General features: G+C 67.8%; 9 protein-coding genes and 3 rRNA genes. All 12 read right to left on the bottom strand.

Translation table 11 applies throughout. The features are described 5' to 3' along the window. Positions 1 to 521 precede the first annotated feature (521 nt). A 5S ribosomal RNA gene (gene rrf / locus HDA43_RS30890) occupies positions 522 to 638 on the bottom strand. Positions 639 to 810: 172 nt separating this feature from the next. Then, a 23S ribosomal RNA gene (locus HDA43_RS30885) occupies positions 811 to 3,936 on the bottom strand. 396 nt (positions 3,937 to 4,332) lie between these two features. Next, positions 4,333 to 5,851: ribosomal RNA gene (locus tag HDA43_RS30880) — 16S ribosomal RNA — on the bottom strand. Together the 16S, 23S and 5S rRNA genes form the textbook arrangement of a ribosomal RNA operon. 639 nt (positions 5,852 to 6,490) lie before the next feature. Continuing rightward, positions 6,491 to 7,762: a tyrosine--tRNA ligase gene (tyrS, locus tag HDA43_RS30875; protein ID WP_179827854.1), complete on the bottom strand. Its 1,272-nt coding sequence runs from the start codon at positions 7,760 to 7,762 to the stop codon at positions 6,491 to 6,493. A 241-nt stretch (positions 7,763 to 8,003) separates the two neighbouring features. Beyond that, entirely contained in the window at positions 8,004 to 8,651 is a 648-nt protein-coding gene (locus tag HDA43_RS30870; RefSeq protein ID WP_179827853.1) for a DNA-3-methyladenine glycosylase, read from the bottom strand. Then, the gene (gene argH, locus HDA43_RS30865; RefSeq protein ID WP_312873626.1) at positions 8,651 to 10,069 is read right to left on the bottom strand and encodes an argininosuccinate lyase; all 1,419 of its coding nucleotides are present in this window, start codon (positions 10,067 to 10,069) and stop codon (positions 8,651 to 8,653) included. Before argH ends, HDA43_RS30870 begins: the two co-directional genes overlap by 1 nt. 294 nt (positions 10,070 to 10,363) lie before the next feature. Then, on the bottom strand, positions 10,364 to 10,870 hold the full coding sequence (locus HDA43_RS30860) for an arginine repressor (protein WP_179827852.1): 507 nt from the start codon (positions 10,868 to 10,870) through the stop codon (positions 10,364 to 10,366). Continuing rightward, a complete protein-coding gene (gene argF, locus HDA43_RS30855) occupies positions 10,867 to 11,883 on the bottom strand; it encodes an ornithine carbamoyltransferase (RefSeq protein ID WP_179827851.1) in 1,017 nt (338 codons plus the stop codon). Before argF ends, HDA43_RS30860 begins: the two co-directional genes overlap by 4 nt. After that, the gene (locus HDA43_RS30850; RefSeq protein ID WP_179828852.1) at positions 11,880 to 13,025 is read right to left on the bottom strand and encodes an acetylornithine transaminase; all 1,146 of its coding nucleotides are present in this window, start codon (positions 13,023 to 13,025) and stop codon (positions 11,880 to 11,882) included. Before HDA43_RS30850 ends, argF begins: the two co-directional genes overlap by 4 nt. Positions 13,026 to 13,081: 56 nt before the next feature. Further along, a complete protein-coding gene (gene argB / locus HDA43_RS30845; protein ID WP_179827850.1) occupies positions 13,082 to 14,029 on the bottom strand; it encodes an acetylglutamate kinase in 948 nt (315 codons plus the stop codon). Further along, positions 14,026 to 15,180, bottom strand: coding sequence for a bifunctional glutamate N-acetyltransferase/amino-acid acetyltransferase ArgJ (gene argJ / locus HDA43_RS30840; RefSeq protein ID WP_179827849.1), 1,155 nt, complete (start codon positions 15,178 to 15,180; stop codon positions 14,026 to 14,028). The genes argB and argJ overlap by 4 nt, the downstream gene beginning before the upstream one ends. Next, positions 15,177 to 16,199, bottom strand: coding sequence for an N-acetyl-gamma-glutamyl-phosphate reductase (gene argC, locus HDA43_RS30835; RefSeq protein ID WP_179827848.1), 1,023 nt, complete (start codon positions 16,197 to 16,199; stop codon positions 15,177 to 15,179). Before argC ends, argJ begins: the two co-directional genes overlap by 4 nt. Positions 16,200 to 16,426 lie beyond the last annotated feature (227 nt).

Raw genomic sequence — 16,426 nt, 5'->3', positions numbered from 1 at the left:
CGTTATCACTGTTCACTTCTGGTCCATTCATTTGCTCACCGGCGAGCGCGCCCTCTTCGTCTGTGGATGGGCGATCGCTGTACGGGCGGTCTTCGGCCACGGGATGCGCCCCGTTCGATATCGCTGCCCCGCCCTATCGTGGTCCAGCGCAACGAAGGCCACCCGCGGTGGGGTGGCCCGGCACCTCCAGCCTAGCAACCGCTCAGGCCTCCTATGCCCCCTGCGCTCAGGTGTCAACACCCAGATGGCGAAAGTGCGGCGACGGCTCGGTCACCGGGGCTATCTCGCCTCTTCGCCTCGACGACCACCGAGCCTGCCACTCCGCCAACCGACGGGCGTACCGGTCCGACGACGCTTGACGTGACAAGCGCCCCGGCCGGCCTCCTGGCCTCGCCGCCCCTTGCCGAATGACACATCGGCCCTGCAAAGCGTCAGCCCCGCGGAACGCGGGAACGGAATGCGGGCACGCAAAAAAGCGGGGCCCCGGACGACGAACGTCCAGAGCCCCGCTTCGAAAGATTGTCCGGCGGCGACCTACTCTCCCACACCGTCCCCGGTGCAGTACCATCGGCGCTGAAGAGCTTAACTTCCGGGTTCGGAATGTAACCGGGTGTTTCCCCTTCGCCATAACCGCCGTAACACTATGAAACACACAAACACACGCACCCGACCCGGAACCGACATCCCGGGGGTGCAGACGGTGCCTGCTGCCTCAGAATCACACAGTGGACGCGAGCAAAACCAGTGATCACGCGCTGCTCCGGACCCGGCGAAGAGTACAGAGCGCTGCAGAAACCACACGAATGCTTTATGGTCAAGTCCTCGGCCTATTAGTACCGGTCAGCTCCACACATTACTGCGCTTCCACCTCCGGCCTATCAACCCAATCGTCTATTGGGAGCCTTACCCCCTCACGGGGTGGGAGACCTCATCTCAAGGCAAGCTTCCCGCTTAGATGCTTTCAGCGGTTATCCCTCCCGAACGTAGCCAACCAGCCGTGCTCCTGGCGGAACAACTGGCACACCAGAGGTTCGTCCGTCCCGGTCCTCTCGTACTAGGGACAGCCCCTTTCAAGTCTCCTGCGCGCGCAGCGGATAGGGACCGAACTGTCTCGCGACGTTCTAAACCCAGCTCGCGTACCGCTTTAATGGGCGAACAGCCCAACCCTTGGGACCTACTCCAGCCCCAGGATGCGACGAGCCGACATCGAGGTGCCAAACCATCCCGTCGATATGGACTCTTGGGGAAGATCAGCCTGTTATCCCCGGGGTACCTTTTAGCCGTTGAGCGACGGCGCTTCCACATGCCACCGCCGGATCACTAGTCCCAGCTTTCGCTCCTGCTCGACCCGCCGGTCTCACAGTCAAGCTCCCTTGTGCACTTACACTCGACACCTGATTGCCAACCAGGCTGAGGGAACCTTTGGGCGCCTCCGTTACCCTTTAGGAGGCAACCGCCCCAGTTAAACTACCCACCAGACACTGTCCCTGATCCGGATCACGGACCCAAGTTAGACGTCCAAAACGACCAGAGTGGTATTTCACCAATGACTCCACCGGAACTAGCGTCCCAGCTTCACCGTCTCCCACCTATCCTACACAAACCGTTCCAAACGCCAATGTCAAGCTGTAGTGAAGGTCCCGGGGTCTTTCCGTCCTGCTGCGCGTAACGAGCATCTTTACTCGTAGTGCAATTTCGCCGGGTCTGCGGTTGAGACAGCGGGGAAGTCGTTACGCCATTCGTGCAGGTCGGAACTTACCCGACAAGGAATTTCGCTACCTTAGGATGGTTATAGTTACCACCGCCGTTTACTGGCGCTTAAGTTCTCACCTTCGCACACCCGAAGGCATGCTAAGCGGTCCCCTTAACGTTCCAGCACCGGGCAGGCGTCAGTCCGTATACATCGTCTTACGACTTCGCACGGACCTGTGTTTTTAGTAAACAGTCGCTTCCCCCTGGCCTCTGCGGCCCCCACCAGCTCCGAGTGCAAGACTCATCACCAGCGAAGGCCCCCCTTCTCCCGAAGTTACGGGGGCAATTTGCCGAGTTCCTTAACCGCAGTTCACCCGATCGCCTTGGTATTCTCTACCTGACCACCTGAGTCGGTTTCGGGTACGGGCCGCCATGACACTCACTAGAGGCTTTTCTCGGCAGCATAGGATCACCCACTTCGCCACAATCGGCTCGGCATCACGTCTCAGACCCATGAGAGGCGGATTTGCCTACCCCTCGTCCTACACGCTTACCCCAGGAACAACCATCGCCTGGGATGGGCTACCTTCCTGCGTCACCCCATCGCTTACCTACTACCAGATCAGGTCAGGCGTTCAGCCTCACCCCAGACCCGAAGGCCCGGAGGGCTTAAGGACCCTTAGTATCACTGGGTTCAGTATGGGCGCATCACAGCGGGTACGGGAATATCAACCCGTTGTCCATCGACTACGCCTGTCGGCCTCGCCTTAGGTCCCGACTTACCCTGGGCGGATTAGCCTGGCCCAGGAACCCTTGGTCATCCGGCGCAGAAGTTTCTCACTTCTGATTCGCTACTCATGCCTGCATTCTCACTCGCACGGCCTCCACAACTGGATCACTCCGCTGCTTCGCCGGCCGCACGACGCTCCCCTACCCATCCACACCCCTCGACAAAAGCCAGGGTTAATGCGTGAATGCCACGACTTCGGCGGTGTACTTGAGCCCCGCTACATTGTCGGCGCAGAATCACTTGACCAGTGAGCTATTACGCACTCTTTCAAGGGTGGCTGCTTCTAAGCCAACCTCCTGGTTGTCACTGCGACTCCACATCCTTTCCCACTTAGCACACGCTTAGGGGCCTTAGTCGGTGGTCTGGGCTGTTTCCCTCTCGACTACGGAGCTTATCCCCCGCAGTCTCACTGCCACGCTCTCACTTACCGGCATTCGGAGTTTGGCTGACGTCAGTAACCTTGTCGGGCCCATCGGCCATCCAGTGCTCTACCTCCGGCAAGAAACACGCGACGCTGCACCTAAATGCATTTCGGGGAGAACCAGCTATCACGGAGTTTGATTGGCCTTTCACCCCTAAACACAGGTCATCCCCCAGGTTTTCAACCCTGGTGGGTTCGGTCCTCCACGCGGTCTTACCCGCGCTTCAACCTGCCCATGCCTAGATCACTCCGCTTCGGGTCTGCAGCATGCGACTCAAACGCCCTATTCAGACTCGCTTTCGCTACGGCTACCCCACACGGGTTAACCTCGCCACACACCGCAACTCGCAGGCTCATTCTTCAAAAGGCACGCAGTCACATCACGAGCAGGGCGAACCCCGCTCACGCTCCTACGGCTTGTAGGCACACGGTTTCAGGTACTCTTTCACGACCCCTCACCGGGGCACTTTTCACCTTTCCCTCACGGTACTAGTGCACTATCGGTCATCAGGGAGTATTTAGGCTTACCAGGTGGTCCTGGCAGATTCACACAGGATTTCTCGGGCCCCGTGCTACTTGGGATCCCCTCCAGCAGTCGACAGGATTTCGCCTACCCGGCTCTCACGGTCTCCGGCGCCCCTTCCCAGAAGCTTCGGCTACCCCATCGATTTCTCACTGCTCACAGTCCCGGCAGAGACTGTCAGAAGGTCCCACAACCCCGAACACGCAACGCCCGCCGGCTTTAACACGCGCCCGGTTTAGCCTCTTCCGCTTTCGCTCACCACTACTCACGGAATCACTATTTGTTTTCTCTTCCTACGGGTACTGAGATGTTTCACTTCCCCGCGTTACCACCAACCGCCCTATACATTCAGGCGGAGGCAACACCACATGACTGGTGCTAGGTTTCCCCATTCGGACATCCCCGGATCAACGTCTGGTTGGCGACTCCCCGGGGCTTAACGCAGCCTCCCACGTCCTTCATCGGCTCCTGATGCCAAGGCATCCACCGTGTGCCCTAAAAAACTTGGCCACAAAGATGCTCGCGTCCACTATGCAAATCTCAAACAACACGCAGCGACCATCACGACCCCACCACCAGACACCCACCCCCACAAGAGATGAGCCGGTATGACAGGCGGACGGTCCCGCAGAGGGAAAACCAAACCGGCGAGCCCGCCCGAACAGCGGGCCCGCCTGGTCCGTTTCCTCAGGACCCAACAGTGTGTTCACCCGGACCTCACCCCGACGACCCCGTTCCCACTCCCCCATACAGGGGCGGTACTAGCGGCCCGGCGACCCGGTCCGACTGACTAGCCAGTGCTCCACTAATGAGCGCACCGTGCGCGAGACGTTCGCTCGCGGCCACGGCATGGACCGATCAGCCCCCACCTCAGCGGGTGGCGTGCTGTCGGCCGGTGCTCCTTAGAAAGGAGGTGATCCAGCCGCACCTTCCGGTACGGCTACCTTGTTACGACTTCGTCCCAATCGCCAGCCCCACCTTCGACCGCTCCCCCCCAAAGGGTTGGGCCACGGGCTTCGGGTGTTGCCGACTTTCGTGACGTGACGGGCGGTGTGTACAAGGCCCGGGAACGTATTCACCGCAGCGTTGCTGATCTGCGATTACTAGCGACTCCGACTTCATGGGGTCGAGTTGCAGACCCCAATCCGAACTGAGACCGGCTTTTAGGGATTCGCTCCACCTTGCGGTATCGCAACCCTCTGTACCGGCCATTGTAGCATGTTTGCAGCCCAAGACATAAGGGGCATGATGACTTGACGTCATCCCCACCTTCCTCCGAGTTGACCCCGGCAGTCCCCCATGAGTCCCCACCACCCCGAAGGGCGTGCTGGCAACATGGAGCAAGGGTTGCGCTCGTTGCGGGACTTAACCCAACATCTCACGACACGAGCTGACGACAGCCATGCACCACCTGTCACCCAGTCCGAAGAGGGCTCTGTCTCCAGAGCTTTCCGGGCGATGTCAAGCCTTGGTAAGGTTCTTCGCGTTGCGTCGAATTAAGCAACATGCTCCGCCGCTTGTGCGGGCCCCCGTCAATTCCTTTGAGTTTTAGCCTTGCGGCCGTACTCCCCAGGCGGGGCGCTTAATGCGTTAGCTACGGCGCGGAAACCGTGGAAGGTCCCCACACCTAGCGCCCAACGTTTACGGCGTGGACTACCAGGGTATCTAATCCTGTTCGCTCCCCACGCTTTCGCTCCTCAGCGTCAGGTAAGGCCCAGAGAACCGCCTTCGCCACCGGTGTTCCTCCTGATATCTGCGCATTTCACCGCTACACCAGGAATTCCGTTCTCCCCTGCCTACCTCTAGCCAGCCCGTATCGAATGCAGACCTGGAGTTAAGCCCCAAGCTTTCACATCCGACGCGACAAGCCACCTACGAGCTCTTTACGCCCAATAATTCCGGACAACGCTTGCGCCCTACGTATTACCGCGGCTGCTGGCACGTAGTTAGCCGGCGCTTCTTCTGCAGGTACACGTCAACTTCGTCCCTGCTGAAAGAGGTTTACAACCCGAAGGCCGTCATCCCCCACGCGGCGTCGCTGCGTCAGGCTTCCGCCCATTGCGCAATATTCCCCACTGCTGCCTCCCGTAGGAGTCTGGGCCGTGTCTCAGTCCCAGTGTGGCCGGTCGCCCTCTCAGGCCGGCTACCCGTCGTCGCCTTGGTAGGCCGTTACCCCACCAACAAGCTGATAGGCCGCGAGTCCATCCCCAACCGAAAAGACTTTCCACACGCATCCCATGCGGAAGCGTGTCGTATCCGGTATTAGACCCAGTTTCCCGGGCTTATCCCAGAGTCAGGGGCAGGTTACTCACGTGTTACTCACCCGTTCGCCGCTCGAGTACCCCGAAGGGCCTTTCCGCTCGACTTGCATGTGTTAAGCACGCCGCCAGCGTTCGTCCTGAGCCAGGATCAAACTCTCCAAACAATGTCTACAGAGTTTCTCCCGGCTGAAAGCATCCCCATCCCCAGCGAAGGAGACGAGGTGCATCAACCAAAGGAATCCGTCCTCCCACCGAAGCGGGTGGGACGGGGTTGTGCATCATGCACTGGCTTTTAACACACTGTTGAGTTCTCAAGAAACGGACGCGTTCACCGTCGATCCGGACCCTCAGGCCCGTTTCTTCGGGGCGTTCCATTTCGTGTTACCATCTTAGCTTTTCTCGGATTTCCGTGTCAAATCGTTTTCTCGAACGACTTGCCTCGGAGAATCCGGTCGAGCTAGGATTTTGCCACTCTCTTTTGAGAGCAACCCTCCAAACATACCCTGACATTCAGACCGCGTCAAGAAGCTCGGATGTTCCGAATGATCTTGACAAAGGTTGAACGCTCAAGTTCGTTCTGGTGGGATTCGCCTCGGGGCCCGTCCGCCTCTTGGGCGTCCGGCTCGCTCCCGAGCACTGCAGAAGGTTATGCCGCCCATCCGGCTCCGTCAAATCAATTAACCCGCGGGGGCGGAGGGGGTGCGTCCCTCCCCGCCGCCGGCCCCTCCCCCAGCACGAGAGGCGGAGACAGCGAACGCCCCGGCCGAAGCCGGGGCGTTCACCGACGCTGACATCGGCCGATGTCAGCCGGCGACGACCTCGACGCCCCCGATGGACCGCTTGCCGCGCCGCAGCACCAGGAAGCGGCCGTGGAGAAGATCGTCCGCCGTGGGCACGTAGGAGTCGTCGGCGACCTTGACGTTGTTGAGGTACGCGCCGCCCTCGTTCACCGCGCGACGGGCCTCGGACTTGGACTTGACCAGGCCGCTCTGGGCGAGCAGGTCCACCAGCGGAGCACCCAGGGCGGGCACCTCGGCCCGCGGCACCTCGGCCAGGGCCGAGCCGAGCGTCCGCTCGTCCAGTTCCTCCAGTGAGCCCTGGCCGAACAGCGCCCGGGACGCCGTGACCACCCGCCGCAGCTCGTCCGCACCGTGCACGAGGGTGGTGACGTCCTCGGCCAGTGTCCGCTGCGCCTCCCGGGCGGCGGGCCGGTCGGCGACCGCCTTCTCCAGCTCGGCGATCTCGTCGCGGCCTCGGAAGGTGAACACCTTCAGGAAACGGATCACGTCACGGTCGTCGGCGTTCAGCCAGTACTGGTAGAACGCGTACGGCGAGGTCAGCGCCGGGTCGAGCCAGATGGCCCCGCCCGCGGTCTTGCCGAACTTGGTGCCGTCGGCCTTGGTGATCAGCTTCCCGGTCAGGGCGTGGACGTGGGCGCCCTCCACCCGGCGGATCAGGTCGACACCGGCCGTGATGTTGCCCCACTGGTCGCTGCCGCCGAGCTGCAGCGTGCAGCCGTGCCGCCGGTGGAGCTCCAGGTAGTCGTTGGCCTGGAGGATCTGGTAGCTGAACTCGGTGTAGCTGAGCCCTTCCCCGCCGAGGCGGGCGGAGACCGACTCTCGGGCGAGCATGCGGTTCACCGGGAAGTGCTTGCCGATGTCGCGCAGGAAGTCGATGGCCGACATCTGCCCGGTCCAGTCGAGGTTGCTGACCAGCGCCGCGCCGGTGGGCCCCTCGTCGAAGGAAAGGAACCTCTCGACCTGGACGCGGATCCGCGCCACCCACTCGGCGACGACGTCGGTGGAGTTGAGCGAACGCTCGGTGCTGCGGCCGCTGGGGTCGCCGATGAGGCCGGTGGCCCCGCCGACCAGGCCGATGGGCCGGTGACCCGCCCGCTGGAAACGGGTGAGGATCAGCAGCGTGGCCAGGTTTCCGGCGTGCAGCGAAGGAGCGGTCGGGTCGAAGCCCGCATAAACCGTGATCGGCCCCTCGGCGAGTGCCCTGCGCAGCGCGTCAGCATCGGTGGTCTGCGCGACGACGTCGCGCCATTCGAGCTCATCGAGGATGTCGGTCACGATCCTGGCTTTCCAATGTTCGAAGGGACACGTATCACTTCCGTACAGCCTGCCCGATCACGGCCCCGCTTCGCCACTCGAAACCTCCCCCGCGACCGGTCTGAACTGGGGCGGGCAACACGAAAGGCAGCGAACGGAAACGAATCGGAAGATCCCCGCGCCGACATCTCTCCTCAGGACCGGAAGATCCGACGCCGGTGCCTTCCCTCAGGACCGGAAGATCCCCCGCCGGCGCCTTCCCTCAGGAGGCGCGCCGGCGCGGGACGTGTGGCCGGTACGGCGAGACCGTCCGTTCCCCGTCGATCCAGAACCGCCAGGGGACGTCCTTGGCCGCCGACACCCCGGTGCGCGGCCCGGAGCGGACGGTCCCGGCCGCCGGAGGGGCTCCCGCCAGCACGTTGACCGGGCCGGGCGGGCAGGCGTCCACCCCGTCGTGCTCCCGGGTGAAGCCCAGCGTGACCGCCAGCCGGGCCGGTCCCCGGGCCAGGTCGTGCGGGGCGACGGCCCGGCCCGTGCCCGCCGTACGGCGGGCCACGGCGACCTCCGCGCCGGCGACCACCTCCCCGGCGCGCAGGAGCACGCCGGAGCCGATCCCCTCGGGGAGACAGACGAGGTTGGCGCAGAAGTGCATGCCGTAGGTGAAGTAGACGTACAGGTGGCCCGGCGGCCCGAACATCACCGCGTTGCGCGCCGTACGGCCCCGGTAGGTGTGGGACGCCGGGTCCTCGCCGGGCACGCCGTACGCCTCGACCTCGGTGATGCGCACCGAGACCGGTCCGTGCGCGATCACCCTTCCCAGCAGGTCGGGGGCGACCTCGGGGCCGGGACGGTCGAAGAAGTCCCGGGTCAGCGGAACCGACCCGGCCTGGACGGAGTCTCCCGCGGGCATCAGGCCCCGCTCGCCCAGGCGGCCTGGGCGTCGACGGTCTCGCGCAGCGCGGCGAGCTGGTCGCGGACCCGGTCCGGCGCGGTGCCGCCGTGCGCCTTGCGGGCGGCCAGCGCGCCGGGCACCGAGAGCACCTCGCGGGAGTCGGGCGTCAGGTGCGGGGAGACCTTGGCGAGTTCCTCGTCGGTGAGCTCCCCGAAGTCCTTGTCGTTGACCTGGCACCAGACCACCAGGTGGCCGACCGCCTCGTGCGCCTCGCGGAACGGCACCCCCTTGCGGACCAGCAGCTCGGCCAGGTCGGTGGCCAGGGCGAACCCGTCGGGGGCGGAGGACTCCAGCTTGGCGGTGTTGACGCGCATGGTGGAGACCAGGCCGGCCATGGCGGGCAGAACCAGCAGGAGGGTGTCGACGGAGTCGAAGACCGGCTCCTTGTCCTCCTGCAGGTCGCGGTTGTAGGTCAGCGGCAGGCCCTTGAGCGTGGTCAGCAGGGCGGTGAGGTTGCCGATGAGCCGGCCGCTCTTGCCGCGGGCGAGTTCGGCGACGTCGGGGTTCTTCTTCTGCGGCATGATCGACGAGCCGGTGGAGTAGGCGTCGTCCATCTCGATCCAGCGGAACTCCTGGGAGGCCCACAGGACGATCTCCTCGCCCAGCCGTGACAGGTGCACGCCGATCATCGCCGCGTCGAAGAGGAACTCGGCGGCGAAGTCGCGGTCGGCGACGGCGTCCATCGAGTTGGGCGCGGCGGAGTCGAAGCCGAGCTCGCGGGCCACCGCCTGCGGGTCGAGCGGCAGCGACGAGCCGGCCAGCGCGCCCGAGCCCAGGGGCGAGACGGCCGCGCGCCGGTCCCAGTCGCGCAGCCGGTCGATGTCGCGGGCGAAGGCGTGCACGTGGGCCAGGAGCTGGTGGCCGAAGGAGACGGGCTGGGCGTGCTGCAGGTGGGTCATGCCGGGGGCCGCCGTCTCGGCGTGCTCCTCGGCCTGGCTCATCAGCGCGGTCTCCAGCTCGACCAGGCGGGACACGATGTTCCTGACGTGGTCGCGGAGGTAGAGCCGCAGGTCGGTGGCGATCTGGTCGTTACGGCTGCGGCCGGCGCGCAGCTTGCCGCCGAGCGTGCCGAGGCGTTCCAGCAGACCGCGCTCCAGCGCGGTGTGGACGTCCTCGTCGGCCACGGTGGGCCGGAACTCGCCCGCCTTGCAGGCGCGTTCGAGGTCGTCCAGCGCGCCGATCATGCGCTCCAGTTCCTCGGCCGTCAGCAGCCCGGCGCGGTGCAGCACCCGGGCGTGCGCCCGGGAGGCCATCAGGTCGTACGGCACCAGCCGCCAGTCGAAGTGCACGCTCACCGAGAGCCTGGTCAGCGCGGCGGCCGGGCCTCCTTCGAACCTGCCGCCCCACAGCCGCATCGGCTTGCCACCATCAGTCACCGTTGTTCTCCTCCCCTTCCACTCCGCGACCTTAGCCCAACCTGGGCATTCGGATGTTCCGGGTCGCGGCGGCCCTCCGGGGAAGCCCCCGCGGTCCGGCGACGGCCCCGGCGCCGGGGCCCCCGGCGGGGAGCGGCGCGGCGGCGGAGGCGTCGAGGTCGCCGGAGAAGGCGGGCACGACCCGGTCAGGCGTGATCAAGTGTTCTTCATGGTCTTCCGGCGCGGGTGATCCCGCGCCGGGACACGTGTCGTGGATCTTTCCGTCCACCGCGGTCACCCGTCGCGGCGCACCGTCTAGCCACGGCGGTCGGCATGTCGGAGCAGGGCCTCGGCGACCGCTGTGCCGCCCGTCGGGTCGCGGCTGATGACGAGGATGGTGTCGTCTCCGGCGACCGTGCCGAGGATGGACTCCCAGTCGGCGTGGTCGATGGCCGAGGCGAGGAACTGCGCGGCGCCCGGCGGCGTGCGAACGATCACCAGGTTGGCGGACGCGTCGGCGGAGACGAGCAGTTCCTCGGCGATCCGGCTCAGCCGGGCGGCCGGGGTCTCGCCCGTCCCGACCCGGGCCAGTGGGATCCGGCCGCCGCCCTCGCCGGGCAGGGCGTAGACCAGGGAGCCGTCCTCGGCGCGCAGCTTGAGCGCGCCCAGTTCGTCGAGGTCTCTGGAGAGGGTGGCCTGGGTGACTTCGACGCCGCTCTCCAGCAGCAGCTTGGCCAGCTCGGGCTGGGAGCGGATCGGCCGGCGCTGCAGCAGTTCGGTGATCCGCGCCTGGCGGGCGGCCTTCGTCATGGGGATCTTCATGTGACCTCCTCCGCCCGGATCGTAGCGGGGGCGGCGGCCCCGCCGATCCCGCCGGCGGCGGCCTCGCCGTTCCCAGCGACGTCCTCGCCGTTCCCACCGGCGGTGAGCAGCCAGTGCAGCAGGGCCTTCTGGGCGTGCAGCCGGTTCTCGGCCTGGTCCCACACCAGGCTACGCGGGCCGTCGATGACGTCGGCGGCCACCTCCAGCCCTCGGTAGGCGGGCAGGCAGTGCAGGAAGATCGCGTGCGGGGCGGCCAGGTCCATCAGGCGGTCGCCGACCTGGAAGGGCATCAGGTCGGCGACCCGCTGCTCCTTGCCGTCCTGCCCCATGGAGACCCAGGTGTCGGTGGTGACGACGTCGGCGCCGGCCGCGGCGTCGGCGGGGTCGGTGAGCACGGCGGCGGACCCGCCGGTGGCGGCGGCGATCTCCTGGGCGCGGCGCAGGACCTCCGGGTCGGGGTGGTAGCCGGCCGGGGCGCCGATCCGCACGTGCATCCCGGCGACGGCTCCGCCGAGGAGGTAGGAGTGGGCCATGTTGTTGGCGCCGTCGCCGAGGTAGGCGAGGGTGAGGCCGGCGGTGGCTCCGAGGCGCTCCCGGACGGTCTGCAGGTCGGCGAGGATCTGGCAGGGGTGGAACTCGTCGGTGAGGGCGTTGACCACCGGCACCGAGGACCAGGTGGCCATCGTCTCGATCCGCTCCTGGCCGCCGGTCCGCCACACGATGGCGGCGACCTGGCGTTCCAGGACCCGGGCGGTGTCCTCGACGGGCTCGCCCCGGCCCAGCTGGGAGGCCGCGGCGTCGATGACCAGGGGCAGGCCGCCCAGCTCGCCGACGCCGGTGGCGAAGGAGAGCCGGGTGCGGGTGGAGGGCTTGTCGAACAGCACGGCGACGGTCTTCGGGCCGGCGAGGGGGCGGTAGCCGTAGCGGTCCTTCTTCATCGCCGCGGCGAGCTGGAGCACCTCGGTCTGCTCGGCGGGCGTCAGGTCGTCGTCGCGGAGGAAATGCCTGGTCATTCTGCTGCCTCGTCAAGGATGGCGGGGAGGGCCGCCACGAAGGCGGCGGCCTGCCCGGGGGTGATCACCAGTGGGGGCGCGAGCCGTACGGCGCCGGGCTGGACGGCGTTGACCAGGAAGCCGGCCCGCTGGGCCGCGGCCTGGACCTGGGCCGCGCGGTCGGCGGTCAGCACGATCGCCAGCCACAGGCCCCGGCCGCGGACGCCCGCGAGCAGGGGGTGGCCGATCGCGGCGATGCCGCCGGCGAGCTGGGCGCCGACCGTCTGGACGTGCTCCAGCAGGCCGTCGGCGTCGATGGTGTCGAGTACGGCGAGCGCGGCGGCGGCCGAGACGGGGTTGCCGCCGAAGGTGGAGCCGTGGTCGCCCTTGGCGAAGATCGTCCCGGCGGGGCCGACGCCGACGCAGGCGCCGATCGGCATGCCGCCGCCGAGGCCTTTGGCCAGGGTGAGCACGTCGGGCAGGATGCCCTCGTGCTGGTGGGCGAACCAGTGGCCGGTGCGGCCGATCGCCGACTGGATTTCGTCGGCGACCAGGAGTGCGCCGGTCGCGTCACAGATGCGCCGGGCGGCCCTGAAGTAGCCGGCGGGCGGGGGGACGACGCCGGCCTCGCCCTGGGTGGGCTCCAGGAAGACGGCGGCGCACTCGGCGGTGACGGCGTCCCGCAGCGCGTCGGCGTCGCCGTACGGGACGAACCTGACGTCCGTCGGGAACGGGCCGAACTGGTCGCGGATGGCGCGTTTGCCGGTCAGCGACAGCGCGCCGAGGGTCCGGCCGTGGAAGGCGTTCTCGGCGGCCACCACGTAGGTGCGGCCGGTGCTCCTGCCGTACTTGAGGGCCATCTTGAGAGCGGCCTCGTTGGCCTCGGTGCCGGAGTTGGTGAGGAAGACCCTGGCCGGGACCCCGAGCAGGCCGATCAGCCGTTCGGCGAGCAGCACCGCGGGTTCGTTGATGAACAGGTTGCTGGTGTGGGCGAGGACGGCGACCTGGCGGGACACCGCCTCCACCAGCGCCGGGTGGGCGTGGCCGAGGGAGCTGACCGCGATGCCGCCGATCAGGTCGAGGTACTCGCCGCCGTCGGCGTCCCAGACCCGGGCGCCCTCACCGCGGGCCAGCGCGACCGGCGGCACGCCGTAGGTGGGCATGAAGGCGGTCTCGAAGCGCTTCGCGAGGTCGTCCCCGGCAGGCCGGCCGTTGGTGTTCACTGCTCGCTCCCGTTCAGGCTCGTGGCGGTGGGCCGCGCGGCGCCGGGTACGGCCGGCGCGGCGTCGGGCAGCACCATGGTGCCGACCCCCTCGTCGGTGAAGATCTCCAGCAGTACGGCGTGCGGCACCCTGCCGTCGAGGACGTGCGCCTGGGGGACGCCTCCGTCGACGGCGGTCAGGCACGCCTCCATCTTGGGCACCATGCCGCTGGACAGGTCGGGCAGCAGTTCCCGCAGTTCCGAGGCCGACAGCCGGTCGATGACCTTTCCGTCCCGGGTCTCGGGGTCCCAGTCGCGGTAGAGGCCCTCGACGTCGGTGAGGACGATCAGCTTGGCGGCGCCGAGCGCCACGGCCAGGGCCGCGGCGGCGGTGTCGGCGTTGACGTTGTAGACGGTGCCGTCCTCGCCGCGCGCGACGGATGAGATCACCGGGATGCGCCCGTCGTCCAGAAGCGCCCGCACCGCGCCGGGCTCGACGGCGACGATGTCACCGACCTGGCCGATGTCCACCGGGGTCCCGTCGACGACGGCGTGCTTGCGCGCCGCGGTGAACAGGTGGGCGTCCTCGCCGGACATGCCGACGGCGAACGGCCCGTGCCGGTTGATCAGGCCGACGACGTCGCGGTTGACCTGGCCGACCAGGACCATCCGGACGACCCGCATGGCCTCGGGGCTGGTGACGCGGAGCCCGGCGGTGAAGGTGGACTCGATGCCGAGCAGGTCGAGGTGGGCGTTGATCTGCGGGCCGCCGCCGTGCACGACGACCGGCCTGAGCCCGGCGTAGCGCAGGAAGACCACGTCGGCGGCGAACTTCTCCCGCAGGTGCTCCTCGGTCATGGCGTTGCCGCCGTACTTGATGACGACGGTCGCGCCGTGGAAGCGGGCGAGCCACGGCAGGGCCTCGATCAGGGTGTGCGCCTTGGCCGGCGCGTCGCCGGTCGTCATGAGGAGTACGCCGAGTTCTCGTGGACGTAGGCGGCGGTGAGGTCGGTGGTGTGGACCGTGGCCGAGTGCGGGCCCGCCGACAGGTCGATGGTGATCGTCACGTCGCGGGGGCGCAGGTCCACCTTGGCGCGGTCGTCGCCGGCCGCGCCGCCCCGGCAGATCCAGACGCCGTTGATGGCGACGTTGATCCGGTCGGGCTCGAAGGCGGCGGCGGTGGTACCGACGGCCGACAGCACGCGGCCCCAGTTGGGGTCCTCGCCGTGGATGGCGCACTTGAGCAGGTTGGAACGGCAGACCGCGCGGGCGACGGCGAGCGCGTCGTCCTCGGAGGCGGCGCCGACGACCTCGACGGCGATCGCCTTGGTGGCGCCCTCGGCGTCGATGAGGAGCTGGCGGGCGAGGTCGGCGCAGACGCCCTGGACCAGGCGGCCGAACTCCGCGGGGTCGGGGGTGACGCCGGATGCTCCGCTGGCCAGCAGCAGGACGGTGTCGTTGGTGGACATGCAGCCGTCGGTGTCGAGCCGGTCGAAGGTGAGCCGGGTCGCCTCGCGGAGCGTCGCGTCGAGCTGCTCGGCGGGCAGGTCGGCGTCGGTGGTGATCACGCAGAGCATGGTGGCCAGGCCCGGGGCGAGCATGCCCGCGCCCTTGGCCATGCCGCCGACCATGTAGCCGCCCTCGCCCCGCTTGAAGGAGATCTTCGAGACGGTGTCGGTGGTGCGGATGGCGTCGGCTGCGGCCAGGCCGCCGTCCCTGCTGACCTGGGAGACGGCGAGGTCGACCCCGGCCAGCAGGGCGTCCATCGGCAGCCGCTCGCCGATCAGGCCGGTGGAGCAGACGGCGATCTCTCCGGCGGAGTCGCCGAGCGCGGCGGCGACCTTCTCGGCGGTGGCGTGGGTGTCCTGGAAGCCGAGCGGGCCGGTGCAGGCGTTGGCGCCTCCGGAGTTGAGGACGACGGCGTGGACCCGGCCGCCGGTCAGCACCTGCCGGGACCACAGCACCGGCGCGGCCTGGACGCGGTTGGCGGTGAAGACGCCCGCCGCGGCGCGGGAGGGGCCGTCGTTGACGATCAGCGCCAGGTCGCGGGCGCCGCCCGACTTGATTCCGGCGGCGACGCCGGCGGCGCGGAAGCCGAGGGGTGCGGTCACGCTCATGGGGCGACTCCGTTGAGAGGAAGGCCGGTCTCTTCGGGCAGGCCGAGGGCGAGGTTGGCGCTCTGGATCGCGCCGCCCGCGGTGCCCTTGGTGAGGTTGTCGATGGCGACGACGGCGACGACGCGCCCGGCGCGCTCGTCCAGGGCGACCTGCAGGGCGGCCGTGTTGGCGCCCAGGGTCATCGAGGTGGCGGGCCACTGGCCCTCGGGCAGCAGCCGCAGGAACGGCTCGTCCTTGACGGCCGCCTCGTAGGTCTCGCGCAGCTCCCGCGGGGTGACGCCGGGTTTCGCCGGCGCGGTGCAGGTGGCGAGGATGCCGCGGCTCATCGGGGCGAGCACGGGGGTGAAGGAGACCCGCACCGGCGCGCCGGCCAGCGGCGAGAGGTTCTGTTCCATCTCGGGGGTGTGCCGGTGGACTCCTCCGGCGGCGTAGGCGGTGGCCGAGCCCATCACCTCGCTGCCCAGAAGGTTGGGCTTGGGCGACCGGCCCGCGCCGCTGGTGCCGCTGGCGGCCACCACGACGAGGTCGGGTTCGGCGAGGCCCGCGGCGAAGGCGGGGAACATCGCCAGGGTGACGGCGGTCGGGTAGCAGCCGGGGACGGCGATCCTGGTGGCCGTGCGGAGCGGGTCGCGGTGGCCCGGCAGCTCGGGCAGGCCGTAGGGCCAGGTGCCGGCGTGGGCGCCGCCGTAGAAGTGCTCCCACGCGGCGGGGTCGGCGAGTCGGAAGTCCGCGCCGCAGTCGACGACGAGCGTGCCGTCGCCGAGCCCGGCGGCGACGGCGGCGGACTGGCCGTGCGGCAGGGCCAGGAAGACCACGTCGTGGCCGGCGAGGGTGCCGGGGGTGGTGTCGAGGAGGACGCGGTCGGCCAGCGGGGCCAGGTGGGGGTGGTGGGCGCCGAGCGGGCTGCCGGCACTGGAGGCGGCGGTGAGCGCGCCGATCTCTATTTCCGGGTGCGACAGCAGCAGGCGCAGGATCTCACCTCCGGCGTAGCCGCTGGCACCGGCGATGGCCGCTCTCATCCGCCCCCCGCTCTCTGCATGTTCATGCACTGTAGCTCATGGATTTACTAGAGAGATTATGCATCTTCCGTAATCGTCATGCAAGCGGGGCTGGCGGGCGCGCCACCACAAGAACGTCTTGACCAGGAGGAACACGGTCCCCTCGACGCATGGGCATGCGCCGCGTGTTTCGGCACTGTTGCACGTACCTACCGGTCGGTATCGTGGCGGGTCCGGTTCCCTTCGCC

It is taken from the genome of Streptosporangium sandarakinum (assembly GCF_013409935.1).
Lineage (GTDB): Bacteria > Actinomycetota > Actinomycetes > Streptosporangiales > Streptosporangiaceae > Streptosporangium > Streptosporangium nondiastaticum.
The sequence above is the reverse complement of the archived record's forward strand: the minus strand, read 5'-3'. Positions and strand labels throughout refer to the sequence as shown.

Coding starts and splice junctions, on each gene's coding strand:
- argF (WP_179827851.1), bottom strand. CDS start 11,883: ATGACCAGGCATTTCCTCCGCGACGACGACCTGACGCCCGCCGAGCAG.
- HDA43_RS30870 (WP_179827853.1), bottom strand. CDS start 8,651: ATGCCCGCGGGAGACTCCGTCCAGGCCGGGTCGGTTCCGCTGACCCGG.
- HDA43_RS30850 (WP_179828852.1), bottom strand. CDS start 13,025: ATGCCCACCTACGGCGTGCCGCCGGTCGCGCTGGCCCGCGGTGAGGGC.
- HDA43_RS30860 (WP_179827852.1), bottom strand. CDS start 10,870: ATGAAGATCCCCATGACGAAGGCCGCCCGCCAGGCGCGGATCACCGAA.
- argB (WP_179827850.1), bottom strand. CDS start 14,029: ATGACGACCGGCGACGCGCCGGCCAAGGCGCACACCCTGATCGAGGCC.
- argJ (WP_179827849.1), bottom strand. CDS start 15,180: ATGAGCGTGACCGCACCCCTCGGCTTCCGCGCCGCCGGCGTCGCCGCC.
- argC (WP_179827848.1), bottom strand. CDS start 16,199: ATGAGAGCGGCCATCGCCGGTGCCAGCGGCTACGCCGGAGGTGAGATC.